The organism is uncultured Shimia sp., assembly GCF_947498095.1.
Taxonomy (GTDB): Bacteria; Pseudomonadota; Alphaproteobacteria; order Rhodobacterales; family Rhodobacteraceae; genus Shimia.
Genome location: NZ_CANMJE010000005.1, coordinates 207346 through 232327, shown reverse-complemented (window position 1 = coordinate 232327; position 24982 = coordinate 207346). Strand labels below are relative to the sequence as shown.

The window sequence follows — 24982 nt, the reverse complement described above, 5'->3', positions numbered from 1 at the left end:
GAGGTGCGAACAGGGGGACACCATGACATCCATAGTCGAGATCCGCGATTTGCGGAAAACTTACGCAGGTGGGTTCGAAGCGCTGAAAGGCATTACGCTGTCAATTGATGAGGGCGAGATCCTTGCGCTTTTGGGGCCGAATGGCGCTGGCAAGACGACGCTGATCTCAACGATTTGTGGCATTACCAATGTTGGATCTGGGACGATTACAGTTGGGGGCTTTGACGCGGTGCGTGACTATCGGCAAGCCCGCAACCTGATCGGCCTGGTGCCGCAAGAGATCAATCTGGAACCTTTTACCAAGGTCATCGACACGGTGCGGTTTTCGCGCGGGCTGTTCGGCAAACCGCGCGATGATGCCTATGTCGAAAAGGTGTTGCGCCAGCTGTCGCTCTGGGACAAGCGCAACGCGCGTTCGATGGAATTGTCAGGCGGCATGAAGCGCCGGGTGCTGATTGCCAAGGCGTTGGTGCATGAGCCGCGCATCCTGTTTCTGGACGAGCCCACAGCAGGCGTCGACGTCGAGTTGCGCAAGGACATGTGGGACATCGTTTCAGATCTGAAGAAGCAAGGTGTGACGATCATCCTGACCACCCACTATATCGAAGAGGCCGAGGCCATCGCGGACCGTGTTGGTGTTGTCAACAAGGGTGAATTGCTGTTGGTCGAAGACAAGACCGCCTTGATGGCGCGATTTGGACAGAAGCACTTGCAGATCGACCTGCAAGATGCTGTAGCGGTGATCCCCGAGACACTGGCCGCGCATGAGCTGGACCTGTCCGAAGACGGGCAGAGCCTGCACTATTGTTATGATACCCGCGGTGAGCGCACAGGCATCACCCAGTTGCTGACAGACATCTCGGCTGCCGGTCTGGTGCTGCGCGATATTCGCACCGAGGAAAGCAGCCTCGAAGAAATCTTTGTGTCACTGGTTCAGGAGGATGCCGCATGAACTGGGCCGCAATCAGCGCTATCTATGTCACGGAAATGCATCGATTTTTCCGCACTCTCGCGCAGAGCTTCATCTCGCCGGTCATCTCGACCTCGCTGTATTTTGTTGTATTTGGTGCCGCCATCGGCAGCCGCATCCAAGAGGTCGAAGGCGTCAGCTACGGCGCCTTCATTGTGCCGGGATTGGTGATGCTCTCGGTCATCACGCAGGCGATTTCAAATGCCTCCTTTGGCATCTATTTTCCAAAGTTCCTCGGCACGACCTATGAGCTGTTGTCCGCACCGTTGAGCTTTCTGGAAATTGTTGTCGGCTATGTCGGCGCGGCGGCGACCAAGGCGTTGTTCATCGGGGTGGTGATCCTGTTGACCGCGTCGCTGTTCGTCGATCTGCAAATCCAGCACCCGCTGGCCATGGTCGCCTTTCTGGTGCTGACCTGTATCAGCTTTGCCCTCATGGGGTTCATTATCGGGATCTGGGCTGGCAATTTTGAACAGTTGCAACTGGTGCCACTGCTGATCATCACGCCACTGATTTTCCTTGGCGGGTCGTTTTATTCGATCTCGATGCTGCCGCCGATCTGGCAGACGATCACCCTGTTCAACCCGGTGGTCTATCTGATCTCGGGGTTCCGCTGGGCATTCTTTGGATTGGCGGATGTGCCGATTGGCATGAGCCTTTTGGCAATTGCCGGGTTTACCGGGCTATGTCTGGCGGCGATTTGGTGGATTTTCCGCACGGGGTGGCGCATTCGCAGCTAGATCGCTCTAAAAAAGATGCGGCGACGCTGGGTATTTCTGCCACGCCGCATCTTTCCTGCGGCTCTAACCTTGTCTGTCCCCCTCCACGCTTTTAAATGGCACTGCATGAAACGATGGATCCCCTTTATGAAATCCGCGCCCTCTGTGGCCGTATTGCGCCTGTCAGGGGCCATCGGAGCCAGTGGCCGTGGGGCGCTGAACGATCAAACGTTGGCGCCGCTGATTGAAAAGGCATTTGCCAAAGGCAAGCCCGCCGCCGTTGCCCTGCAGATCAACTCGCCCGGAGGCAGCCCGGTGCAATCGTCGTTGATCGGGGCACGCATCCGACGTCTGGCCGAAGAGAAAGACATACCCGTCATTGCCTTTGTCGAAGATGTGGCCGCTTCGGGCGGCTATTGGCTGGCAACGGCTGCGGATGAGATTTTCGCTGACCGCAATTCGATCGTGGGTTCAATCGGTGTAATCTATGCCGGTTTTGGCGCGCATGAGTTGTTGTCTAAGCACGGAGTTGAGCGTCGGGTTCATACGGCTGGTAAATCGAAATCCATGCTGGATCCGTTTCGCCCGGAAAAACCCGAAGACATCAAGCGGCTCAACGCTTTGTTGGAACAGACCCACGAGAATTTCATTGCCCATGTCAAAGAGCGCCGTGGCGCCAAGCTGGACGACAGCGTTGATCTGTTCACCGGCGATATCTGGGTGGGTGAAAAGGCGATTGATCGCGGGCTTATTGATGGCATCGGACATCTGGTGCCGGTGTTGAAAGAGCGTTTTGGCGAGGACGTAAAACTCCGCCGCTTCGATGCCCGCCGTCCGATCTGGCAACGCTTTGGCGCTGCCATGGCCGATGATGCGCTGAGCGCAGTAGAGGAGCGTGCACAGTTTGCACGTTTTGGCCTGTGACGTGATTTTCAAGATTGTCGCCCTTTTTCTGGCTTCCATGGCTGTGCTGGCAATGTTCGGCAAACTGACCTACCCGGGAAAAAAGCGCCTGCAATCGGCTAAGTGTAAGAAATGCGGCCGTTTCCGGATCGGCAAAGGGCCTTGCCCCTGCCAAATAGGGAAGGGATAGCAGATGGAATGGCTGTTTGCGGGTCTGGGGTTGGTGATCCTGCTGTTGGCAGGCGATGCTCTGGTGCGTGGCGCCGTCAATCTGGCCTTAAGATTGGGTATTCCCGCCCTGATCGTCAGCCTGACAATTGTGGCTTTTGGGACCTCGGCCCCTGAACTGTTGATCTCGATTCAGGCTGTGCTCAAAGGCGTTCCGGGTATAGCTATCGGTAATGTTGTCGGGTCGAACACGGCCAATATCCTGTTGGTGTTGGGCTTTCCGGCGATCCTTGCCGTGTTGCACACGTCGGCCTGTGACACTCGCAAGTCATACCGGCAGATGATCGTAGCTTCGGTGATTTTTATCGCGCTTGCATTCCGCGGCGTGTTTGACTGGATCAGCGGCGTCATTCTTCTTACGGTCCTCTTCTACATCCTGAGCCATGCGGTTCTGGACGCTAAGGCGCATCGCAAGAACGGCTGCAGTGATGCGGAGGTTGAAGAGCCCGAAGGCGCCGATCCCGATATGCCGTGGTGGAAGATCGTGATCTTCCTGGTGCTGGGACTTATTGGCCTGCCGCTGGGGGCCGACCTTTTGATCGATAGTGCCGAGGTTCTGGCGCGGCGCTATGGCGTCAGTGAGTCAGTGATCGGCCTGACTCTGGTGGCGCTGGGCACCTCGCTGCCAGAGCTGGCCACAACCACGATGGCGGCGCTACGTCGTCAGGCGGACGTGGCGATTGGCAACGTCATCGGGTCGAACATGTTCAACCTGTTGGCCATTATCGGTATTGCGTCGTTTGTTGGCCCTCTGCCCGTCGATCCTGAGTTTTTGTATTTCGATCTCTGGGTGATGTTAGGTGCGTCGGTCTTGTTGGTTCCGTTCGTCTATTTCCGCAGGGATATCAACCGAGTCTGGGGCATCGCACTGACAGTTTTGTATGTGTCATACATCCTTTGCGTGCTGAGTTTCTAACCACGTGTTGAAGAAAACCTGCTGACAGTTTGTGGCGGGAAAAGCTGTAGGTGAATTGCAAGTTTTGCACGTTTCACGGCGGCGTTACAAAAGTGTTACGTTTTTCTTAATGATTTCAATCGGTTGGTCAAAACCAATTAAAATATGAAATGATTTCAAGTAGTTAAATAACTGCCTAAATTTTGGGCAATTCGACGAAGCGGGTCAAAAATAACGAAAAAATCCTAAGGGCGGAAAGATATCTCCAGACTTATCCACAGGAATCGTGGACATGTTTTCTCTTGCGCGAAGCGCAGAGAGATTGCAGGGCAGCACAAAGAATCATATTTCGGAAGATGATGGAAGAGACGCCGACACCCAGCCCCGAAGGGCCAACCGGATTTGCCTGTATCCAAGGCTATCTCAAGACACTGGACGGATCGCCCGGTGTTTACCGAATGCTGGATGGGCAGGCTCGGGTTCTCTATGTGGGCAAAGCCCGAAACCTGAGGGCGCGCGTGTCAAACTACGCACGTCCCGCAGGGCACTCGGGCCGCATCGCGCGGATGATCTCGGAAACTGCGTCGATGATGTTTCTCACGACCAAGACCGAGACCGAGGCGCTGCTGTTGGAGCAGAACCTGATCAAGCAGCTCAAGCCGAAGTACAACGTGCTGCTGCGTGACGACAAAAGCTTTCCCAATATTCTGGTCAGCGCAGAGCATGACTTTGCGCAGATCAAGAAACATCGCGGCGCCAAAAAGGAAAAGGGCAGCTATTACGGCCCCTTTGCCAGCGCAGGTGCTGTGAACCGGACACTCAGCCAATTGCAGAAAGTATTCTTGCTGCGCAATTGCTCGGACGCACAGTTTGAAAGCCGCACACGCCCCTGTCTGTTGTACCAGATCAAGCGGTGTTCAGGGCCATGTGTGGGTATGATCTCAAAGGAAGATTACGCTGAGAGTGTCGGAGATGCCGAGCGGTTCTTGTCTGGGCGGTCGACCCAAATTCAAGAGACACTGGCCAAGCAGATGCAGGCGGCGTCAGACGCAATGGAGTTTGAGCGTGCGGGGTCCCTGCGAGATCGGATACGGGCACTGACGCAAGTTCAGACCACGCAAGGTATCAACCCGCGCAGCGTGGCCGAGGCCGATGTGATTGGGCTGCATCTGGAGAACGGGCAGGCCTGTGTGCAGGTGTTCTTTATCCGAGCCAACCAGAACTGGGGCAATCGGGATTATTATCCGCGTGTCGGCAACGAGATTGATGAGGCCGAAGTTCTAGAGGCCTTTGTTGGCCAGTTCTATGACTCGAAGGAACCACCGCGTCAGTTGATCCTGTCGCACCCGATCGACAATGCCGACCTGATGGCGGAAGCACTGAGCCAGAAGCTGGGCCGCAAGGTTGAGATCACAGTGCCACAACGGGGCGAAAAGGCAGAATTGATTGCAGGCGCAACCCGCAATGCCCGCGAAAGCCTGGCGCGCAAGATGAGCGAGACGGCAACACAGGCCAAATTGCTGAAAGGTCTGGCCGAGGCGTTTGATCTGGATGCACCTCCGGAACGGATTGAGGTCTATGACAACAGCCACATTCAAGGGGCCCATGCGGTTGGCGCGATGATTGTCGCTGGACCCGAAGGGCTGATGAAAAACAGCTACCGCAAGTTCAATATCAAGGATGAGACCCTCACGCCCGGAGACGATTTCGGGATGATGAAAGAAGTGCTGATGCGGCGCTTTAAGCGGTTGTTGAAAGAAGACCCGGATCGCGAGCAGGGACACTGGCCAGACCTTTTGCTGATTGATGGCGGCGCCGGACAGGTGTCGGCCGTGGCCGAGATCATGCGCGAGATGGGGGTGGAAGACATTGCCATGGTCGGCGTCGCCAAGGGTGTGGACCGGGACCACGGCAAGGAAGAGTTTCACCGACGAGGTGCGCGGCCCTTTGCGCTGCAGCGCAATGATCCTGTGTTGTATTTCGTGCAGCGCCTTCGGGATGAAGCGCACAGGTTCGCCATTGGCACGCACCGGGCAAAACGCGCCAAGGCTGTGGGCGCCACGCCGCTGGATGACGTACCCGGCGTCGGCGCAACGCGCAAACGCGCCTTGCTGGCACACTTTGGGTCCGCCAAGGCTGTGAGCCGCGCCAACCTTGCTGACCTCAAGGCTGCCGAGGGCATTTCGGACGCGCTGGCAGAAACGATCTATGATTACTTTCACGAAAAGGGCTAGGGGCGCTGCCCCTCGCTCTGTTTTTGCAGGCAAAAACAACGCTCACCCCGGGATATTTGGGGCCAAAAGAAGGGGCGTATGTTACTCGGATGCTGCGGCTGTGCGAGAACCGCTTTCCCCGAGACAAGAGACAGGCTAGGAATGGCCCCATGACATGGAATATCCCCAATAGCCTTTCTTTCATGCGGCTGGTCGCAGCGCCTATGGTCGCTGTGATGTTCTTGTATTTCGAGCGGCCCTATGCCGATTGGTTTGCCTTGTGCCTGTTCCTGGTTGCCTCGATCACCGATTGGTTTGACGGTTATCTGGCGCGCGCCTGGGGGCAGGAAACCAAGATGGGTGCCATGATCGATCCGATTGCCGACAAGGCGATGGTGGTGATCGCGCTGATGGTGATCGTGGGCTACTCGGGGTCGCATTGGACGCCGTGGCTGGTGTTGCCGGCTACAGTGATCCTGTTCCGCGAAGTGTTTGTCTCGGGGTTGCGCGAGTTTCTGGGCGACGTCGCCGGGACGCTGAAAGTCACCAAGCTGGCCAAGTGGAAAACCGCGACACAGATGGTGGCGATTGCTTTCCTTTTTGGGCAGGGCGTGTTCGAGCACTACCTTGGCATGTCGGTTTTGGGCATGGATCAGCAGATCGTCGACTCGATCATGACTGGTGAGACCGAAGACCTCTTGGGGCTGCGCTGGAAATTTGAAGGCATGGTCTGGACGGGACGTATCGGGCTGGTGCTTTTGTGGATTGCTGCGGCCCTGACGGCGGTGACCGGGTTTGATTATTTCATGAAAGCACGCCCGCATCTGAAGGATTGATAAGATGACGCTGGATGTTCTCTATTTTGCTTGGGTGCGAGAGCGCATCGGCGTGCCGCGTGAAAAGGTGGAGACCAGCGCGGCGACCGTGATGGACCTGGTTGAAGAACTGCGCGCCCGCGAAGAGCGTTATGCCGTGGCTTTCGGCGATCTCAAGGCGCTGCGCGTGGCGATAGATCAGGAATTGACCGAGTTCGATGCGTCCTTGAACGGGGCTCGTGAAGTGGCCTTCTTCCCACCGATGACGGGGGGCTGATCCATGCGGATCGTGGTGCAGGCTGAGCCTTTTGACTTTGGCGCCGAGGCCAACCGTTTTGCCGCGGGCCACACCGATATGGGCGCGATTGTCACCTTTACCGGCATTGTGCGCGATCTGGCGCAAAACCCGCTGGATCGAATGGTGATCGAGTACTACCCAGGTATGACCGAAAAGGCGCTGGAGAAGATCGCAACCGAGGCACAGGAACGCTGGTTTCTGGGCGACGTTTTGGTCATTCATCGGCATGGCGACCTGCGTCCCGGCGATATGATCATGATGGTCGCAACGGCGGCACCGCACCGGGTGGATGCCTTTGAGGCAGCGGAATACCTGATGGATTTTCTCAAATCCCGCGCGCCTTTTTGGAAACAGGAATTCACCGCGGATGGTGCGGAATGGGTGGCCTCAAAAGACGAAGATGAGGACGCTCTGAAACGTTGGTGACGCGCGGGGGCCGGCGTTGAAATCTGTTGCAAGGGGGCGTTAACGCCAGCAAGGTTTCTACGCAGTGCATTTTTCCCCGGGGGTACCCATGCCGGATCAGCCCAATCCAGATACCAGACCCAATGTGATCCTGATCCTTGCCGATGATATGGGCTTTGCCGATCTTGGCGTCACCGGGTCGGAAATCCGCACACCCAACATAAATGCGCTGGCCCGTGACGGGGTGATGCTGTCGGCGATGTACAACTGTGCGCGCTGTTGCCCGACGCGGGCCTCATTGTTGACCGGGCTCTATCCGCACAATGCCGGGGTAGGGCACATGGGGGCCAATCTGGGGACACCCGCTTATCAGGGCTTTCTGCGCAATGACAGCGCGACAATTGCCGAACACCTGCGCGCCAGCGGGTATCGCACATTGATGTCGGGCAAGTGGCATGTGGCCGGGGATTTTAAAGCCCGAAACATCGACAGCTGGAAGGTTGGCGATGTGGATCACCCCACGCCGCGGCAACGCGGGTTTGACCATTTCTACGGCATCATGGATGGCGCCACACATTTCTTTTCGCCGCATTACATGCTTGAGGATGACCGCCGGGTCGAGGTGGTGCCGGATGATTTCTATTTCACCGACGCCATCACCGACAAAGCTATCGGCATGATCGAAGGCGCGGTGTCGGACGAAAAACCCTTCTTCCTCTACCTCGCCCATACGGCACCGCATTGGCCTTTGCATGCCCACCCCGAAGACATTGCCCGCTACGATGGGGTCTATGACAAGGGCTGGGACCATGTCCGCACCGCACGCCACGAAGAGATGAACGGACAAGGCGTGTTTCAGCAGGGTTGGGCTATCTCTCCACGCGACACCGGGGTGCATCCTTGGGGAGATGAGGCCAACAAGGACTGGGAAGCCAGCAAGATGGCCACCTATGCCGCGATGGTCGATCGGATGGATCAGTCGATCGGCAGGTTGATCGCGGCGCTCAAGCAGTTGGACCAGTTCGACAATACGCTGATCCTGTTCCTGTCGGACAACGGCGGCTGCGCCGAGTTCATGGCCGAGGATGGTTGGGCGCAGTTCTATCCGGACGTGACCCATGACGGGCGCAAGATCACGATGGGCAACGTCGTGGACCTGCGTCCCGGCGATGCGCAGACATTCCAGAGCTATGACAAGCCCTGGGCCAACGTCTCGAACGCCCCCTTCCGCCTGTTCAAGCACTATGTGCACGAGGGCGGGATTTCGACGCCGCTGGTGGCGCATTGGCGCAAGGGGTTTACCCCACGAGGCACAGCCCATGCTGCCTGTCACGTCGTCGATATTCTACCAACCATTCTTGAGGCGACGGGGTGCACCTATCAGACCGAAGTGGGTGGTCACGAGATCCAGCCGATGCAGGGTGAATCCTTGATGGATCTGCTGCGCGACAAAGAGTGGGAGCGTGTGCAGCCGATTTTCTGGGAGCATGAGGGCAATGCTGCGATCCGGTCGGGTCCATTCAAGCTGGTGCGCCTGCACGGGCACGACTGGGAGCTTTATGACATGGAGGCTGATCGCACCGAGTTGACCAACCTGATCGGGAAGAACGCCCCGCGCGAGAAAGACATGCTGGCGCAATACGAGGCTTGGGCCAAGGAGATCGGTGTGATGGATTGGGATGTGGTGCTGCCGCGGCTTTTGGAAGCTTGGAATATGGAGAGTGTGGACGGTTAGCGCTTGGCCGCGCCCAATTCACGCGAAATCCTCAGTAGCTCAAAATCCAGCATTTATCCGGTTGATTGCAAGCCGCCATAGCTGCGAAGGTGCGCAGCAATGGATGTTTTGGCAAATGTATTTCTGTCGCTGACAATGGTGGCAACGGCTGTGATGGCAGCTTCGGCGGCGATCCAGGCTCGGCGCTTTCAACTTGATCTGTTCGGGGCCACGGTTCTGGGGGTGGTAACGGCCGTGGGTGGCGGCACATTGCGCGATCTTTTGATCGGGCGGACGCCGGTGTTTTGGATCGACGATACCACCTATCTGATGGTCGCGGTGCCAGTCGCCGCCCTAAGCTATTACCTCGCGCGGGCCATGCCGTCGGGCAACGGACAACGTCTGCGGTTGCTGATGTATCTCGATGCCATCGGGCTGAGCTTGTTCACACTCACTGGGGTTCACGTCGCGATAGAAGCGGGCGTGTCACCTGTGATCGCGGTGGTGATTGGCTGCGTAACGGGGACGGCGGGTGGCATGATCCGCGACCTGCTGTGCAACATCACACCCAGCGTTTTGCGGGAAGACCTCTATGCCACGCTCTCGCTGGCTGGCGGTGCGGCCTATCTGGTGTTGGTGCAGTGGCTTGGGGACCCGATAGCGACGCTGGTGACCTTTGCCCTGATCCTTTTGGCAAGGATTGGGTTGCTCCTGCGCAATCCTCCAGAGGGGGATGACGACGCGGCGTGACGACTAGCCCTGGTTCACACGCTCGATATGGGCGCGCAGTTCTTCGGCCTCGTGCCGGGCGTCGCGCAGGCCTTCCATTGCAGCAGAAAGCTCGGCTTCGGTCTGGGCCAGTTGGTTGGTCAGTTCGGCCTCGCGTTGCTGCAGATAGGTGATCGCCTGATCGCGGGTTTCTTCGGCCTCGTGCAATTCCTGACTCATGCGCTCCAGTTGATCGACGTCCGCCTGGCTGACGCGGCTAAAGCGGTGGATCAGCCAATTGGCGAACCAACCCATGCAGAAAGCCACAAAGAGAATGATTGCCGTGGTGATGATGAAATCAGTTCTGGTCATCGGTGGTCTCCGCTTGGGTCTCTGCGTCGGCGTCTGTGGTTGCTGCGTCAGTCTCGGGATCAGCCTCGGTGGAGGCGGCGTCTGCCGTGCCGTCGGTGGCTGAGGTCTCTGCCTCTTCGAGAGCAGTTTGCTGTTCGGCAGTGGGTTCCGGGCGCACAAGAACGAATTCGATCCGGCGGTTCGCTTCCCGGCCTTCGTCGGTGTCGTTGTCGGCGATCGGATTGGTCTCACCATAGCCTTGCGCCAAGAAACTGCCGGTCAAAATGCGGCGGTCATGCAAGGCGTTCAGAACCGATTGTGCGCGCGTTTGGCTCAGAGCAAGGTTCATTTCCTCGCGTCCCTGGCTGTCGGTGTGGCCTTGGATTTCCAACTGGACACCAGAGCAGTCGATCAGGACTTGCGCGATCTCGTCGATGATTGGCCCCGCTGTTTCGTCCAGCGTGCCGGACCCGGGTTCGAACGAGATTTTCTTGTCCTTCAGGATCTCGCGCACAGCCAGTTCACATTCTTCAGGTGTGGGCAAGAGAGCCACCGGATCCAATGCTTCCTGATAAGTCACATCGATCGAGAAACTATCGGTCTGAGACAGCCGGTCAGCCAGCATCTGTGAGATGCGCGCGTTGGCCTCGGCGTCGCCCGTGGTGCCGCGCACATTCAGGCTGTCAGGGGTCATTGTCATCACACCGTTGTGCAATTGTGCCAGGGCATCAAGGCCCGCCATAACACGCAGCGACCATGTGGCTGGCAGGGCGTCGTCGATACGGGCAGCCATGTACACGGCGTCGCTGCCAAACCGGGCACGTGCAAAGTTAGACGTGGTCTGGCGGCTCAGTTCATCTGGCAGACGGCCACGCAACTGCAACAGGCCTTCGGGACTGAGCGTTGCGGTGAACTCGGGGATGGTGCCGTCGCCGTCTTCGACTTCGGGTTCAGGTAATGTGGAATGCAGCGCAAAAACCTCGGGCAGCGAGGTTTCCAGTTCGCCGACAACGCGGTCAAACAGGGCCGGATTTGTGCCCATCAGGGCGACCAGTGTCACGTCAGCATCTGAGAAGGTGACAGTCCCTCCACCCAGTTCAGCAACACCGCCAAGCGCGATTTCGACGGCTTCAGCCCATGATGGCGTGGGAACCCCAAGGCCAATCGTGCAGGTGCCATCGGCCTCCAGCCCAGCAGTTTGAGCGGCAGTCAGGATACGGGTGCGCGCGGCCTCAGTGTCCGCTGAGCAGGCATCAAACCGAGCGCCGCTTTCATCCCTGACAAAGCGCAACGTAAAGGGCGTGATCACTGGGCGGGGCGACGAAATGGCCAGCGTCAGGTTCAGATTGGCCGACGCCCGGCGCCGCAGCTTGGTCTCAATGTCATTGCGGTGTTCGGCGCTGTCACTCATCGCTGTGACCGACACGCTGCCCGCCTCAACCGAGATTTTGGCGCGTGGCAGGTGTTGCAATGCATAGAGCGCAAGGCTTGTGGCCTCGGGCCATCCATCAGGGACGTCGTAGCTGGCGGTTTCGAGAAAGTCAGTGATCTCCGGCACGTCATCCAGCTTGCGCAAGCTGCGCAGCATGGCGTCGCGGTCGGATCCTTCGGGGATCAGGCCGATCAGTTGGATACCTGCCTCGTTGCGCAGGATTTCGACAGAAAACCTAGGGGGTGCCAGATCCGCTGTGGCCTCGACCTGCATGTTGTCAATCACGCGGGCGGCATCCACGATACCCCCGGCGGTGGAAATGGCGCGAAAACGGTCAGCCTCGGTCGGGGCAACACCGGTCAGAAAAACCTGCAGACCTTCGGCATGCACGTTGGTCCACATCATATCCTTGTCTTCGAGCGCGCGTTTGACACCGGTTCGCGAATTGTCTTCGATGATGTCGGCAGAAAACATCGCGGCAACGACGCTGAGCACAGCAGCGACGGCAAAGGTTGAGGTGACGATGACGAGTGAGGACAGGCGCATTCGGGGGCGTTTTATTATTCGGTTACAGGCGCCTTGTTACGACGCATGGTCCCGGCTTGCAATCACAGGAACATCGCAACGGCGAAAAACAGCAAAGGGATGAGGCCGGTGTCGCGGTTTGATCGGAAGAGGATCATGCAGCGTTCGGGGTCATTCGTGTCGAGCCTGCGCAATTGCCATTGCATGTGCCAGCCCATCGCCCAAGAGCCGGCCAGCGCGACAATCAGCGACAACGGGCTACGATCCTTGGTGCTGAGATAGATCGCCACGGCCAAAAGCGCCACGGTCAGCATCAGAAATCCCTGCAACCATTGCGGTGTATTCTCGGCAAACAGACGCGCGGTGGATTTTACGCCGATCAGGGCGTCGTCCTCGGTGTCCTGATGCGCGTAGATTGTGTCATAAAACAGGGTCCAGGAGATGCCTGCGCAGTAGAGAACAACGGCGGGCCAATTCAGTGTGCCGGTATGGGCCGTCCACGCCAGAAGCGCACCCCAGTTAAAGGCAATCCCAAGAAACACCTGCGGCCACCATGTAAAGCGCTTGGCGAATGGGTAGATCGCGACAGGCAGAAGCGACAAAAGCCCCAAAAGAACGGCGTTGACGTGAAAGGTCAGCAGGATGCCGAAGGCGATCAGGGCCTGCAGGATCATCCAACCGGCAGCCTGTTTGGCACTGACTTGTCCTGAGGGGATAGGTCGAGAGCGCGTGCGTTCCACTTTCGCGTCATACTCTCGGTCGGTGATGTCGTTCCACGTGCAGCCCGCACCGCGCATCAGGAAAGCGCCGGCGCCACAGCCCAGAAAAATCCACGCGTCATGCAGGCTGGGCTGCCCGTCCCACAGCATGGCCAGCGCCAAACCCATCCAACAGGGCAGAAGCAGAAGCCAGGTGCCGATCGGCCGGTCGGCGCGCGACAGGCGCAGATAGGGGCGGCTCCATGCGGGCGCGAGGTGGTCGACCCAATTGCCTGTGACGGCGTCGGATACCTGTCCACCTGTTTCAGGCGTCGGCTCTGGTGTTGTGGGCGTGTCGGCCATATGTAGGATTCCATGAAACAGGCAAAAGTCAGGCTGTATGTAGAGCATCCCCTTGGGGCAGGGCAATCCGTTCCTCTGGAGCGAGAGGCTGCGCATTATCTGTTCGGGGTCATGCGAATGAGCGAAGGCGATCCAGTTTTGCTGTTCAACGGCACGGATGGCGAGTGGCGCTGTTCTGTCGCTGAGGCAGGCAAACGCAAGGGCGTGTTGCTGTGTGAAGAACAGACCAAGCCGTTGCGGATGCCGCCAGACCTTTGGTTGATGTTTGCGCCGATCAAAAAGGCGCGGACCGATTTTATCGTCGAAAAAGCCGCTGAAATGGGCGCCGCGCGTATCCTTCCGGTGCAAACAGAGTTCACCAATTCCGAACGTATCCGACAGGATCGTTTGCAGGCTCATGCGGTTGAGGCCGCCGAGCAATGTGGCGGCACCTATGTGCCCGAAGTGACCGAGTTGCAGCGGCTGGACAAGGTGCTGGCGGATTGGCCCAAAGACCGCCAACTGATGTTTTGTGATGAGGCCGAAGTCGGCAGTACAGCCCGGCTGGGCGCCGCTTCAGGAGAGAAATGGGCGATCCTGATTGGCCCAGAGGGTGGATTTTCCACCGCCGAGCGGGACCGGTTGAAAGCCTTGCCTTTTGCACATGTGGTCAGTCTCGGCCCGCGTATCCTGCGCGCTGACACCGCGGCCGTGGCAGCCATGACTTTGTGGCAACAGGCGTTGGGAGACTGGGTGTGAACTTCATTCGGCCCGAAGCCCGCGCAGTGCTGTGGCGTTGGCGTGAAGTCCTGATCAGCCTGCCTGTTCTTGCGCTGGGTATGGCCTGGGCAACCGGGTTCGGTTTGCTGAAATGGGTCGGCATGGTCGTTGTGATTGCGGGTCTGGCCTTGGCGCTTGCAGGGTGGCAGCGCGCGCGATTTCGCGGGCGTCAAGGTGGCCCGGGTGTGGTTCAGGTGGATGAGCGTCAGATCACCTATTTCGGCCCTTTGGACGGCGGAGCAGTGGCGATCGACGAATTGTCTGGCGTGTCTCTGGATTCACGCAGCGCTCCTCCGGTCTGGGTGTTGCGTCAACCGGGCCAGCCCGAGTTGCATATTCCGGTGAATGCCGCAGGGACCGATGCGCTGTTTGATGCCTTTGCGGCTTTGCCCGGTATTCGGACGGAACATATGCTGGCTCAGCTGTCGAAAAAACCGGATCACCCAGTCGTGATCTGGACGAAACCCGCCGCCCGGCTGCATTGACACCGGGCGCAATTCGCATCACCACTGACCGAACCTGATCTTCTCAAACGCGCGGAGTTTTCGCCATGTCCATCCCTCAGTCCGGCGGCGGCCCGATCGAACACCACTCGCAATTGGCCGAGTATCTGGAATCTGGCTGCAAGCCACGTGATGAGTGGCGCATTGGCACCGAGCACGAGAAATTCGGCTATTGCAAAGACACGTTGAAACCCCTGCCATATGAGGGCGAGCGGTCGATCCTCGCCGTGCTCAAAGGTTTGCGCGACGGTCACGGTTGGTCCCCGCTTGAAGAAGGCGGCAAGCTGATCGGGTTGGAAAAAGACGGCGCCAATGTCTCGCTGGAACCGGGTGGCCAGCTGGAGCTTTCAGGCGCCCCCTTGGAAAACATCCACCAGACCTGCGATGAGGTGAACCAGCATCTGTCGGATGTCAAAGACATCGCGGACAAGATCGGTGTCGGCTTTATCGGTCTCGGCGCGGCCCCGATCTGGAGCCACGAAGACATGCCCTTGATGCCCAAAGGGCGCTACAAGCTGATGGACAGCTACATGAAAGAGGTCGGCACCATGGGCACCACCATGATGCGCCGCACCTGTACGGTGCAGGTGAACCTTGATTTCGCGTCCGAGGCCGACATGGTGCAAAAGCTGCGCGTGGCGCTGGCGCTGCAACCCGTGGCAACGGCTCTGTTCGCCAATTCGCCGTTCCTTGAGGGCAAACCCAACGGTCACAAAAGCTGGCGCAGCCGCGTTTGGCGTGATCTGGATCCGGCGCGGACCGGGATGTTGCCCTTTGTGTTCGAAGAGGGGTTTGGATTTGAGGCGTGGGTGCAATACGCGCTCGATGTGCCAATGTATTTTGTCTATCGCAATGGCGAGTATATCAACGCGCTGGGCATGTCCTTTCGGGACTTCCTCAAGGGCGAATTGTCCGCTCTTCCGGGTGAAACCCCGCAGTTGAGCGACTGGGCCGATCACCTGACCACGGCATTCCCCGAGGCGCGGATCAAGAAATACATGGAAATGCGGGGGGCTGATGGTGGCCCGTGGCGGCGCCTCTGTGCCTTGCCCGCATTCTGGGTGGGCCTGATGTATGACCAATCCTCGCTGAATGCGGCGTGGGATCTGGTCAAAGGCTGGGATGCAGAAACCCGTGAGGCATTGCGTGTCGCCGCGAGCGAAGACGGGCTGCAGGCGAAAGTTGGCGGCGTGAACATGCATGATCTCGCACGTCAGGTTGTCGAGATTTCCGAGGCCGGCCTTGTGGCGCGTGGTCATGAAGGAGCAGGTGGTTTGGTGCCGGATGAAACTCATTTCCTCAGCGCACTCAAAGACAGTCTGGACAGCGGCAAGGTGCCCGCGGACGAGCTGCTAGAGCGCTATCACGGCGATTGGAACGGCGACGTCACGCGGATTTTCAAAGAATTCAGTTACTAGGGCTCTGCCATCACCCCCTTGATTTGGCGATGTATATCGCGCACCGTTTCTCCCGTCATTTCAGGAGGACATTCTAATGCGCGATTTCTTTATCAACTCACTGGAAAAAATCGTCTCTGCCATCATCGTGTTGATGTCGCTGGGCGTGGTGTTAGGTGGTTTGGGCACCATGTTCACACCCGAGGGTGGGATTATTCCCGGGCTTATGGTCTGGGCGTTCGGGGCCGTCTATGTGCTGGTCATGGGCGGGATGATGTATCTCGCGCTAGGCATTCATGACAACACCAAGCGCACCGCCGAAGCGACAGAGCGTATGGCTGACAAGGCTTAAGTGAAGTTCGACTGATGGGCGTCTCGACATCGTTTCGAGCGCCAAGGCAAGAAAAAACGGCCGCGCTGGTAAGCGCCGCCGTTTTGGTTTTTTTTGAGACTGTTTGGATTATTGCGCCTGTAACTCCGATGGGGTTTTATCTGCGATGTCCGTCCACTGCATAGACGCTTTTTCGATAAAGCCCGGAACATCGCCTTCCCAGCGCTCTTGTACGGCGGTGGAAAGGTTCAGATACAGCTTGTCATCAACGATCTTCCAGACCTCAGGGTCCCCGTCGAACTTAAAGCCCATGGCTGTTCCAAAGGCGCAGTAGCCGCCGTAGGCCGGGGCATAGGCTTCGGGGTTGGCCTCAAAGGTGGCCTTGTTCGCTTCCGAGGTAAAACGATAGGTCGCTTCGTTGTACTCTGCCGTAATCTGCCAGTCGCCGGGGGTAGGTGCGCCCTCAGTGAAGTAGGCCACAGGGTCATAGCCGCGAAGTGCCAGCCCGGTCGAGGTGGCGTTGACATCCACGTCAGCGGCAAGGGTTGAGGTCACGAGAGCGACTGACATAGCAGCGCCAGCCATAAGGTGTTTGATCGAGTTCATGGTATCTTGTCCTTTTGAACAAGCCCAACGGCAGAAATTTCCGTGAGGGCAGATTTTGAAATCCAAGATGGAATTGCATCTTGGTAAAACCGAGCTATGAGGTCGGTTCATCACGTTCAAAACAACTAAGGTTGATTGTGCATTTGCGCAGAGTCTCTGTGCAAGAACGGTGGCAGAATCTGTCTAGGTGACATCTGAATTTGAGCGAATAAGCGTGAACCCATCGTGCGAGATTTCGAACCCTTGCTCGGCGGCCTCGCGCCAATCCTTCACATGCATGATCTCGTCCCGCTCAGGCCAGGGCGCCATTCCCACACGGTTGGTGTAACGATAGCGGTTTGATCGCCACAGCATGAAATGCAGATAGGCATATTGAGGTTGGGCATTGCGGGGTTCAGTCAGGCGTCCTTGTTTCCAGATCATGCGGGTCGGTGGCGGGCCGCCATCAAGCCAAACCTGCCTCCGGTCCGGCATTGAGTACATCTCGTGCCACAGCACTTTGTAGCGTCGCCATGGCGGTTGCCACTTACGGGGATCAAGGCGACGGCTGAAACTGCGTTCGTCAAAACTCTGATGTTCGGGTGAAGAAATGGCCCGGCGCCAACCCCGAACGCGACGCCACTCGGTTCGCATGCGCTGCGAGTTCTGAAAGATCGACAGATGTCCAGATTGCATATTCGAGTGGCTTGAGATGACTTCGTACTGGTCCAGGCGCTCTGGGGTGAATTCACAGTTAAGCTGACCGTAGATGATGTCGAGATCGGTGTAGCCAAAATGTGAAAAGTCCGAAATCTCTGTTTCAAACATCGCCCCGAGAAGCGGCTTGAGATCGGTCAGCTTGTAGGCGTCGGGCGCGGTAATGAGCGTGCCGGCCACCGCCTGTGCTCGCGCGATGATTGCGTCAAAACCCATCTTTAGAAAAGTGACGTTCGGGGGGCGGTTCTCGGGTGGGTCCTGATCTGTTGGGATCAGCCAGGCGATATCAGGATTCCAACGGCAGCTTTCGAGATAGAGATTGATCCAGACAGGCCAGGGTCCAAACCAAGGAGCAATCAGGATCAGCCTTTGCGCTGACATGGCGTCACTTTTGGCCAATCTTGGGCTCTGTGCCAGCGCGCAGGCGTCGGATGTTGTCTTTGTGGCGCCAGAAAACCAAAAGCGTCGTGGCGATCCCTAAGGCAAAGGTGCTGCCGGACCCAAAGACCAGCATCCAGAATGTTGATGACGCCGCTGCGATCAGAGCCGACAGTGAAGAGGTGCGAGACGCCACCGCAGTGGCCAGCCATGTCAGGCAGCAGGCGATTCCAACGGGCCATGCCAATGCCAGCAAAAGGCCAAGAAACGTTGCAACGCCTTTGCCGCCTTTGAAGCGCAGCCAGACCGGATAACAATGACCGATAAAGGCCATGAGGCCCGCGATCTGTGCCACATCTTCGCCTGCCAACAGGCGGCCCAATACAACTGCCAGCGCCCCTTTGCCGCCATCCAGCACCAATGTCAGCGCGGCGGCGCTTTTGCTGCCGGTGCGCAACACGTTTGTTGTGCCAATGTTGCCCGAGCCAATCTCGCGCAAGTTGCCCAACCCCATGACGCGCGTCACAACCATGCCAAAAGGGATCGACCCCAAGAGATAGCCAAGCGCGGCCCAGATCAACAGAACGGGCAATGTGTGGACAATTTCGGGCATCAGTCTCTCTGGTAAACGGCCTTGCCAGCCACATAAGTTGCCAGCACCTTACCTTGCATCTGGCGCCCGTCAAACGGCGTGTTCTTGGACTTGGAGTTCAGCTTGGTGCGGTCCAGCACAAAAGGCACATCCGGATCAAACACCACAAGGTCGGCAGGCGCACCCGCCGCGAGGCGACCACCTGACAGGCCCAGCCGTTTGGCCGGGTTCAGTGACATGGCGCGCCACAGGTCCGGCAAGGTGAGATAGCCGTTGTGATAGAGCGACATCGCTGCCGGCAAGAGGGTTTCCAGCGCCACGGCGCCGGATGCGGCCTCTTCGAAGGGCAGGCGCTTGCTTTCTTCGTCTTGTGGGGTGTGCATAGATGAGATGATGTCGATCAGGCCGGATTTGACCGCGTCGATGATCGCCATCCGGTCGTCTTCCGAGCGCAAAGGTGGCTTGATTTTAAAGAAGGTGCGATAATCCGCAACGTCCAGTTCGTTCAGCGTCAAGTGGTGAATCGACGTGCCTGCGGTCACATCAAACCCGTTTGCCTTGGCCCGTTCGAGCGAGGGCAGGGCGCGGGCACATGTGATCTGGTCGGCATGGTATTTCACTCCGGTCATCTCAACCAATGCAATGTCGCGGTCCAGCCCCATACGTTCGGCCATCGGGGACACGGCTGGCAATCCGCGCAGCGCGGCGAATTTGCCCGAGGTGGCTGCGGCGCCTTTCGAGAGTGTCGGTTCTTGAGGATGCGAGATGACCAGGGCGCCCATGGCGCGGGCATAGGTCATGGCGCGTGACAAGACCTTTGGGTCGGTCACGACGTGGTCGCAGTCGGTAAAGGCCGCAGCGCCGGCATCCATCAGAAAGCCGATCTCAGTCATCTCGCGCCCCTCGCGCCCCTTGGTCAGCGCGGCCATGGGGACGACGTTGACAGGGGCCGCCTGATTGGCGCGGCGTTCGACGAATTCCAGAGCTTCGGGAGTATCCAGCGCGGGCAGGGTGTCGGGGCGTGTCACCATCGTGGTGACACCGCCTGCCGCCGCCGCAAGGCCCGCAGTCTTGTAGCTTTCCTTGTGCCGCTCGCCCGGCTCACACACCTTGACGCCGATGTCGACGATGCCGGGCGCGAGGCATTTGCCGTTGCAGTCGATGGTATATGCCGCGTTCGGCACATCTGACGTGCCTGTTGCGGAAATTGCGCCGTTTTCAATCAGCACCCACCCAAGGGCATCGCTGCCGGTTTCCGGATCGATCAGGCGGGCGTTGGTGAAGAGGGTCGTCATGCGAGGTGTCTTTCTATGGCGGTGCGGAAGGCGTGTGCATTCTGCATATCCCTGATTACCAGCCCGTCGGCAAGCTTTTGACCGTCAAGTTTAATGGTGGACCAGCGTCCGTGGACCTTTGAGATGCGAGAAAGAGGCATGTCGACGCCATTCGTGGCGATGACGCGCTGTGTTGTGACAAGGGCTGGGCGCGGGCGAGTGAACCAGACGCGAGACAGGAGTGCGGGCCAGATCCCTGCAACAATCGAAAGCAGCACCAAGAGCAAGATCACCGGCCCTGGCGAGGGGCGAAAAGGCTGCGGTGCCCCCAGCTCGGTGGCGAGTTCGGGCACGACGAACCAGATTATCAAGATAAGCAAGATGAGCCGAACCGGCAGGCCCACACCCGACGGCAATTGCGCATAGCTTACTTGTTCACCTTTGTTCAGCGCGTGCCCGTAAAGGTCGTCATTCATTGGCTGATCTTTCTTGGATGTCGCTCAAACCTGCCCTCCGACCTGTGCCGATTTGATCTGGCGAATGGTTTCGGGCACGTCGCCTTGGTACTTCAACAGATATTTGTTGCCGGATGTGGTCACCACCTGCACGACGTTGCCCAGTTTGTTCAGCTGTTTGATCTCGCCCAACCGGATCGCACGGCCCATCGGTCCGAGCAGCCGCTGGTTGGTCAGGTCCCAGCGTTCCGACAGGGCCTCGGACATCAGGTAAAAGGCGCGCACCGCAACCGCCATAAGGCCCCCGACCGCACCGGCCCAGACATGCGGGTTGCCCAGCATCCAAAGGATCACCATACCGCCGCCCATCGCGACCACAGCCATCCAGGTGTTGGTGCGCACATAGGTGGCACGATCAGCACGGAAACTGGTCAGCACCTGTTCGCCTTCGGCCAATGGAGTGTTGGGGGTCATGCGGTGTTCGCTCATGGTGTTTGAACCTTCTGTGGGGCAGCTGTCGCCGCGATATCGACGTACTTGAGTATGGCGTCCTTGATCAGCTGTCGCTCTGGCACAAACACCATCATGACCTGATCGCGTGGATAAAGTTGGACACGCAGAGCCCAGAACATCCAGCGTTTCACCTGTTTGACTTGCGCCAGTGGCACAAAAGCCGGAGAGCTGTCATCATTCGGATTGTAATAGATCAGCCGCCGATCGGTCAAAATCCAGACATCATCCTTGCGGGCGCGCCATTCAAGATAATCGTCGAAGACAAAGGCATAGATCGCGGCGGATATAACAAAGGCACCGACCCAAATCAAAAAACCGGAAAGGCTCAGAGCGAAGCTCCCTGCTCCGCCGAAAATGACGGTCGTGAGGCCGGACACAAAACTGATCTTGAGCAGAAAGAAACGAAACTGGGGGCGCCAGATCTCTTTTTGGATTTCACCGGGGGCGAGATCCACGAGAGGCGGCAATTGATGGGGGTCAGGATGGTTCAACGATCTACCCTCGCACCAGGAAATAAACGGTGGCAAGGATGGCTGCCAAAACCGGCAGGGCCAGGATCGCCAGGAGAACGTTGAGATGCGCGTTGGCGTGTTTTGGCGCGCCACTTGCGAGAATGCCCTTGGCGGCTTTGGAGGGCAGCGGGGCAAAACTCACAGAAGCGCCGTCTTCGCGATAGGTGCCGATCCAGCGCAGCGGGGCTCGCGGGGTGAGGGTTTGCGCCACTCCGCAAAAGGCCGAGGAATAAACGATTACAACGTGCCCCGAGAGGGATGAGAGACGTTGGGCGTCCTCATCGACCTCGTCTTCGTCGATGCCCAGCCCTTCGGTCATGTAGCCGATCAGCCCCAAGCCCTCGAGATCGGCCACGTCGAAGTATTCCGTGAACCCTTCGTCCAATTGCTTGGCCCCAAGCGCATCCCGAAAGGGCCAGACATCTTGGTCGGAGTGTGTGAAGAAGGCGGCAAGGTCGTCAGAAGGCAGATCAACCGAGAACAGGCGAATGTGCCCATGTTCGGTGGATGTGACCTCCATACGCGTCATCCGGCGATCCAGATCACGAGGCCGACCATCGCAAACATGACGATTAACGCCACAGTGGCCACGCGGCCGGACATTTTCGGGTCTTTGGGGTCTTCCATCGGCTTAGACCTCAACTGCGGTGTTGATGCGTTCGGCCCGCACATTGCGCGCAAGAAGGTCCATCGCGGCCATGCGCACGGCGACACCCATCTCAACCTGTTCCTGAATGACTGAACGGTTGATGTCATCCGCGATCTCGCCGTCGATCTCAACTCCGCGATTCATCGGGCCGGGGTGCATGACAATGGCGTCGGGTTTGGCATGCGCCAGTTTTTCGGCGTCGAGTCCGTAGCGGTGGTAATACTCGCGTTCCGACGGGATAAAGCCGCCATCCATACGCTCGCGCTGAAGCCGTAGCATCATGACCACGTCGACGTCTTTCAGCCCTTCGGTCATGTCCTCATAGATCTCGGCGCCGAACTCGGCAAACTGCGCGGGTACAAGCGTCGGCGGACCAACAAGGCGCACGCGGTTTTCCATCTTGCCCAAAAGGATCAGGTTCGACCGTGCCACGCGGCTGTGCGCGACATCGCCGCAGATCGCTACGTTCAGACGGTGCAGACGCCCCTTGGCGCGCCGGATTGTCAGAGCATCCAGCAGGGCTTGGGTGGGGTGTTCATGTTTGCCGTCGCCCGCGTTCAGCACTGCACAATTGACCTTTTGGCTCAAGAGATCCACGGCGCCGGAATGCGGGTGGCGGACGACCAGAAGGTCGGGATGCATGGCGTTCAGCGTCATCGCGGTGTCGATCAGGGTCTCACCCTTTTTGATCGAACTGGCCTGCATCGCCATGTTCATCACATCTGCGCCCAGCCGTTTGCCCGCCAATTCAAAGCTGGCCTGCGTGCGTGTCGAGTTTTCAAAGAACATGTTGATCTGTGTGAGGCCCGTCAGAGCGTCCGCGTGTTTCACATCACGCCGGTTCAGATCAACGTATTGATCGGCCAGATCAAGGATGTCGGTGATCTCATCAGGGCGCAAATGCTCGATCCCCAGAAGATGCTTCTGACTGAACCCCATAGACTCGCTCCTGTGCAGATTGTCACCTGCTTATAGAAAGCTGTCGTCCAAGGGGCAAGAATACCGCTTGCTTCTTTTGGCCAAAAATATCCCGGGGTGAATTGACCGCCTGCGGCCAAGAAGGGCGGGCCCCTCTCTTCCCCCCCTCACGTCAAGCGGATAGTGTGGCGGCATGGAATCGGCTCTCGACTATCATACGGCGCGTGCTCTGCTGGAATGGCAGGTGGAACTTGGTGCAACCGAGGCCATTCTGGATGCACCGTTGGACCGTTATGAGGCGCCGATTAAGGCTGAAAAACCCAAAGTTACGTCGGAGGTTGCGGCACTCGCTCCGGTGGCCACTGCGGTTGATCCGGTGCAGGTGGCCAAACAGATGGCGGCCAAGGCCGGCGATCTTGAGGCTTTGCATGCGGCGATGGCAGCGTTTGAGCATTGTGATCTGAAACGCGGTGCCCGCAACCTTGTGTTTTCCGATGGCAACCCGGCTGCGCGGGTGATGATTATCGGCGAAGCGCCGGGCCGGGATGAGGATCGCGAGGGCAAGCCTTTTGTGGGTCGTGCCGGGCAGCTTCTGGACAAGATGCTGGGCGCGATCGAGATGGGCCGCGCGCATGATATGTCATCGCAGTCGGTCTATATCACCAACGTCCTGCCGTGGCGTCCGCCGCAAAACCGTGATCCGGAAGCCATTGAGATCCAGATGCTGTTGCCGTTCCTCAAACGCCATGTCGAGATCGTTGCCCCTGATGTGATCGTGCTGATGGGCAATATTGCCTGTCAGGCTGTCTTGGATCGCCGGGGCATTACACGCCTGCGCGGCAATTGGGTCGAGGCATTGGGCAAACCTGTTCTGCCGATGTTCCACCCGGCCTATCTGTTGCGCCAATCCCATGCAAAGCGCGAGGCCTGGGCCGACTTGTTGTCGCTCAAGGCTAAGTTGCGAGAGCTTTCGTGATGCGGTGGCTGTCAGCCCTTGTCTTATTTGGGGGCGCGGCGCAGGCCGACCCGCTGGGTCTGAATGACTACGCAGCTTTGTTCGAAACCCATGCCGATCAACTCGTGACTGATGCGGGCGGCGCGCGTGTTCTGGAACTGTCGGATGGTGTCACCATCTATGAGACGATCGACGGTGCGACCCGGCTGTATGCAGGGGTTGATTTTGCACCGGGTGGTCCTGTGGGTTGTCTTGCTGATTTTTATGCCGAAGTGCTGGCCTTTGCGCGGTCCTGCCCTGACCTGGTCCCGGCGCCCAACCCAAGGAACCTCGAGACCCTGATGGCTTTTTATGCACAAAACGCCTCTCCGGTAGCGGAACGTGCAGAGGTTGAGGCGCGATTTGAGGCCTTGGTCGAAACTTACCAGAGCGAGCCTGCTGAATGTGTTCCACATTCTGCGATGATTGATTATGCGGACGTTTTGGTGGGTGAAGGCGCCGATGCTTTGTTCGAAAAAGCCCTCGCCAAGCCTCGCCTGCCTGTGACCCAACCCTGCCCCTAAGGACCTGAAATGCCACGTTTTGATGAGAGAAAAGACTTCATTCCTGTTCGTATCGCCGTACTGACCGTCAGCGACACGCGGGGGCTGGATCAGGACAAATCTGGCAACACGCTGGTTGGTCGGATCGAAGGTGCCGGGCATATTCTGGCGGATCGCAAGATCATCCGCGATGAGCGTGAGCAAATTTCAGAGCAGTTGCGCGAGTGGTGCGCGAATAATGAGATCGACGTAATTATCTCAACCGGCGGCACGGGGCTGACCGGCCGCGATGTGACTGTCGAGGCGCATCGTGATGTCTATGAAAAAGAGATCGAGGCTTTTGCCACCGTCTTTACCATGGTGTCGATGAACAAGATTGGCACATCCGCCGTCCAAAGCCGTGCGACAGGCGGCGTTGCCAATGGTACTTATCTCTTTGCACTGCCGGGTTCGACCGGAGCCTGCAAGGATGCCTGGGATGAGATTTTGCAATATCAGCTGGATTACCGCCATCTGCCTTGCAACTTTGTCGAAATCTTTCCGCGGCTTGACGAACATTTGCGACGGAAATGACGCGGCCATGCGTAGAATGTCACGAGTTGGTGTGAGCGCTTGGCTTTTCAGGCGTTTGCGCCAATTATGTAAGGCGGATTGACGTCACCTGG

At 58.1% G+C, this 24982-nt stretch carries 29 protein-coding genes; 17 read left to right on the top strand and 12 right to left on the bottom strand.

Going from position 1 to position 24982, the window contains the following annotated elements; translation table 11 throughout:
- Window positions 1-22: 22 nt before the first annotated feature.
- The 10 genes from Q0932_RS11355 to Q0932_RS11310 all read left to right on the top strand — a co-directional run bounded on the left by Q0932_RS11355 (window position 23) and on the right by Q0932_RS11310 (window position 9910).
- A complete protein-coding gene (locus Q0932_RS11355; protein ID WP_299352596.1) occupies window positions 23-952 on the top strand; it encodes an ABC transporter ATP-binding protein in 930 nt (309 codons plus the stop codon).
- Window positions 949-1710, top strand: a complete 762-nt coding sequence (locus tag Q0932_RS11350; RefSeq protein ID WP_299352593.1) for an ABC transporter permease — start codon at window positions 949-951, stop codon at window positions 1708-1710. The genes Q0932_RS11355 and Q0932_RS11350 overlap by 4 nt, the downstream gene beginning before the upstream one ends.
- Window positions 1711-1815: 105 nt before the next feature.
- Window positions 1816-2613 carry a S49 family peptidase gene (locus Q0932_RS11345; protein WP_299352590.1) on the top strand — a complete coding sequence of 266 codons (798 nt, stop codon included), beginning with the start codon at window positions 1816-1818 and terminating at the stop codon, window positions 2611-2613.
- Window positions 2614-2785: 172 nt separating this feature from the next.
- Window positions 2786-3736, top strand: a complete 951-nt coding sequence (locus Q0932_RS11340) for a calcium/sodium antiporter (RefSeq protein WP_299352587.1) — start codon at window positions 2786-2788, stop codon at window positions 3734-3736.
- A gap of 338 nt (window positions 3737-4074) precedes the next feature.
- Entirely contained in the window at window positions 4075-5949 is a 1875-nt protein-coding gene (gene uvrC, locus Q0932_RS11335; RefSeq protein WP_299352673.1) for an excinuclease ABC subunit UvrC, read from the top strand.
- Between the two features lie 149 nt (window positions 5950-6098).
- Complete coding sequence (pgsA, locus tag Q0932_RS11330) at window positions 6099-6764, top strand: CDP-diacylglycerol--glycerol-3-phosphate 3-phosphatidyltransferase (RefSeq protein ID WP_299352585.1); 666 nt, start codon at window positions 6099-6101, stop codon at window positions 6762-6764.
- A 10-nt stretch (window positions 6765-6774) separates the two neighbouring features.
- On the top strand, window positions 6775-7020 hold the full coding sequence (moaD, locus tag Q0932_RS11325) for a molybdopterin converting factor subunit 1 (RefSeq protein ID WP_299352670.1): 246 nt from the start codon (window positions 6775-6777) through the stop codon (window positions 7018-7020).
- Window positions 7021-7023: 3 nt separating this feature from the next.
- On the top strand, window positions 7024-7467 hold the full coding sequence (locus Q0932_RS11320; protein WP_299352581.1) for a molybdenum cofactor biosynthesis protein MoaE: 444 nt from the start codon (window positions 7024-7026) through the stop codon (window positions 7465-7467).
- 88 nt (window positions 7468-7555) lie between these two features.
- A complete protein-coding gene (locus Q0932_RS11315; protein WP_299352578.1) occupies window positions 7556-9181 on the top strand; it encodes an arylsulfatase in 1626 nt (541 codons plus the stop codon).
- Window positions 9182-9280: 99 nt separating this feature from the next.
- Window positions 9281-9910, top strand: a complete 630-nt coding sequence (locus tag Q0932_RS11310) for a trimeric intracellular cation channel family protein (RefSeq protein ID WP_299352575.1) — start codon at window positions 9281-9283, stop codon at window positions 9908-9910.
- A gap of 3 nt (window positions 9911-9913) precedes the next feature.
- Here the strand turns inward: Q0932_RS11310 and Q0932_RS11305 are convergent, their stop codons facing one another.
- The 3 genes from Q0932_RS11305 to ubiA all read right to left on the bottom strand — a co-directional run bounded on the left by Q0932_RS11305 (window position 9914) and on the right by ubiA (window position 13237).
- The gene (locus Q0932_RS11305; RefSeq protein ID WP_299352572.1) at window positions 9914-10240 is read right to left on the bottom strand and encodes a hypothetical protein; all 327 of its coding nucleotides are present in this window, start codon (window positions 10238-10240) and stop codon (window positions 9914-9916) included.
- A complete protein-coding gene (locus tag Q0932_RS11300) occupies window positions 10227-12197 on the bottom strand; it encodes an OmpA family protein (RefSeq protein WP_299352569.1) in 1971 nt (656 codons plus the stop codon). The genes Q0932_RS11305 and Q0932_RS11300 overlap by 14 nt, the downstream gene beginning before the upstream one ends.
- Window positions 12198-12259: 62 nt before the next feature.
- On the bottom strand, window positions 12260-13237 hold the full coding sequence (ubiA, locus tag Q0932_RS11295; RefSeq protein ID WP_299352566.1) for a 4-hydroxybenzoate octaprenyltransferase: 978 nt from the start codon (window positions 13235-13237) through the stop codon (window positions 12260-12262).
- Between the two features lie 12 nt (window positions 13238-13249).
- On the opposite strand from ubiA, the gene Q0932_RS11290 reads away from it, so the two are divergent.
- From Q0932_RS11290 to Q0932_RS11275, 4 genes are all read left to right on the top strand, one after another.
- A complete protein-coding gene (locus tag Q0932_RS11290) occupies window positions 13250-13975 on the top strand; it encodes a 16S rRNA (uracil(1498)-N(3))-methyltransferase (protein WP_299352563.1) in 726 nt (241 codons plus the stop codon).
- Window positions 13972-14481, top strand: coding sequence for a hypothetical protein (locus Q0932_RS11285; protein WP_299352560.1), 510 nt, complete (start codon window positions 13972-13974; stop codon window positions 14479-14481). The genes Q0932_RS11290 and Q0932_RS11285 overlap by 4 nt, the downstream gene beginning before the upstream one ends.
- A gap of 65 nt (window positions 14482-14546) precedes the next feature.
- On the top strand, window positions 14547-15917 hold the full coding sequence (locus Q0932_RS11280; RefSeq protein ID WP_299352558.1) for a glutamate--cysteine ligase: 1371 nt from the start codon (window positions 14547-14549) through the stop codon (window positions 15915-15917).
- A 76-nt stretch (window positions 15918-15993) separates the two neighbouring features.
- A complete protein-coding gene (locus Q0932_RS11275) occupies window positions 15994-16248 on the top strand; it encodes a hypothetical protein (protein WP_299352556.1) in 255 nt (84 codons plus the stop codon).
- Window positions 16249-16356: 108 nt separating this feature from the next.
- On the opposite strand, the gene Q0932_RS11270 is transcribed toward Q0932_RS11275, so the two are convergent.
- The 9 genes from Q0932_RS11270 to Q0932_RS11230 all read right to left on the bottom strand — a co-directional run bounded on the left by Q0932_RS11270 (window position 16357) and on the right by Q0932_RS11230 (window position 22841).
- The gene (locus Q0932_RS11270; protein WP_299352555.1) at window positions 16357-16833 is read right to left on the bottom strand and encodes a YHS domain-containing (seleno)protein; all 477 of its coding nucleotides are present in this window, start codon (window positions 16831-16833) and stop codon (window positions 16357-16359) included.
- Between the two features lie 183 nt (window positions 16834-17016).
- Window positions 17017-17928: a DUF6625 family protein gene (locus Q0932_RS11265; RefSeq protein ID WP_299352552.1), complete on the bottom strand. Its 912-nt coding sequence runs from the start codon at window positions 17926-17928 to the stop codon at window positions 17017-17019.
- Window positions 17915-18520 (bottom strand): glycerol-3-phosphate 1-O-acyltransferase PlsY, encoded by a 606-nt coding sequence (plsY, locus tag Q0932_RS11260; protein ID WP_299352549.1) that lies wholly within the window; start codon window positions 18518-18520, stop codon window positions 17915-17917. Before plsY ends, Q0932_RS11265 begins: the two co-directional genes overlap by 14 nt.
- Window positions 18520-19794: a dihydroorotase gene (pyrC, locus tag Q0932_RS11255; RefSeq protein WP_299352546.1), complete on the bottom strand. Its 1275-nt coding sequence runs from the start codon at window positions 19792-19794 to the stop codon at window positions 18520-18522. Before pyrC ends, plsY begins: the two co-directional genes overlap by 1 nt.
- Window positions 19791-20249, bottom strand: coding sequence for a hypothetical protein (locus Q0932_RS11250; RefSeq protein WP_299352543.1), 459 nt, complete (start codon window positions 20247-20249; stop codon window positions 19791-19793). The genes pyrC and Q0932_RS11250 overlap by 4 nt, the downstream gene beginning before the upstream one ends.
- Window positions 20250-20273: 24 nt before the next feature.
- Window positions 20274-20717 carry a hypothetical protein gene (locus tag Q0932_RS11245; RefSeq protein WP_299352540.1) on the bottom strand — a complete coding sequence of 148 codons (444 nt, stop codon included), beginning with the start codon at window positions 20715-20717 and terminating at the stop codon, window positions 20274-20276.
- Window positions 20714-21232: a hypothetical protein gene (locus tag Q0932_RS11240; protein WP_299352538.1), complete on the bottom strand. Its 519-nt coding sequence runs from the start codon at window positions 21230-21232 to the stop codon at window positions 20714-20716. Before Q0932_RS11240 ends, Q0932_RS11245 begins: the two co-directional genes overlap by 4 nt.
- 4 nt (window positions 21233-21236) lie before the next feature.
- Entirely contained in the window at window positions 21237-21782 is a 546-nt protein-coding gene (locus Q0932_RS11235; protein ID WP_299352535.1) for a hypothetical protein, read from the bottom strand.
- Window positions 21783-21884: 102 nt separating this feature from the next.
- A complete protein-coding gene (locus tag Q0932_RS11230) occupies window positions 21885-22841 on the bottom strand; it encodes an aspartate carbamoyltransferase catalytic subunit (RefSeq protein WP_299352532.1) in 957 nt (318 codons plus the stop codon).
- Between the two features lie 172 nt (window positions 22842-23013).
- On the opposite strand from Q0932_RS11230, the gene Q0932_RS11225 reads away from it, so the two are divergent.
- The 3 genes from Q0932_RS11225 to moaB are packed head-to-tail and all read left to right on the top strand — an operon-like array spanning window position 23014 to window position 24890.
- A complete protein-coding gene (locus Q0932_RS11225) occupies window positions 23014-23796 on the top strand; it encodes a uracil-DNA glycosylase (RefSeq protein ID WP_299352529.1) in 783 nt (260 codons plus the stop codon).
- Window positions 23796-24338, top strand: coding sequence for a hypothetical protein (locus tag Q0932_RS11220; RefSeq protein WP_299352526.1), 543 nt, complete (start codon window positions 23796-23798; stop codon window positions 24336-24338). The genes Q0932_RS11225 and Q0932_RS11220 overlap by 1 nt, the downstream gene beginning before the upstream one ends.
- Before the next feature lie 9 nt (window positions 24339-24347).
- Window positions 24348-24890, top strand: a complete 543-nt coding sequence (gene moaB / locus Q0932_RS11215; protein ID WP_299352523.1) for a molybdenum cofactor biosynthesis protein B — start codon at window positions 24348-24350, stop codon at window positions 24888-24890.
- The last annotated feature ends 92 nt before the right edge of the window (window positions 24891-24982 follow it).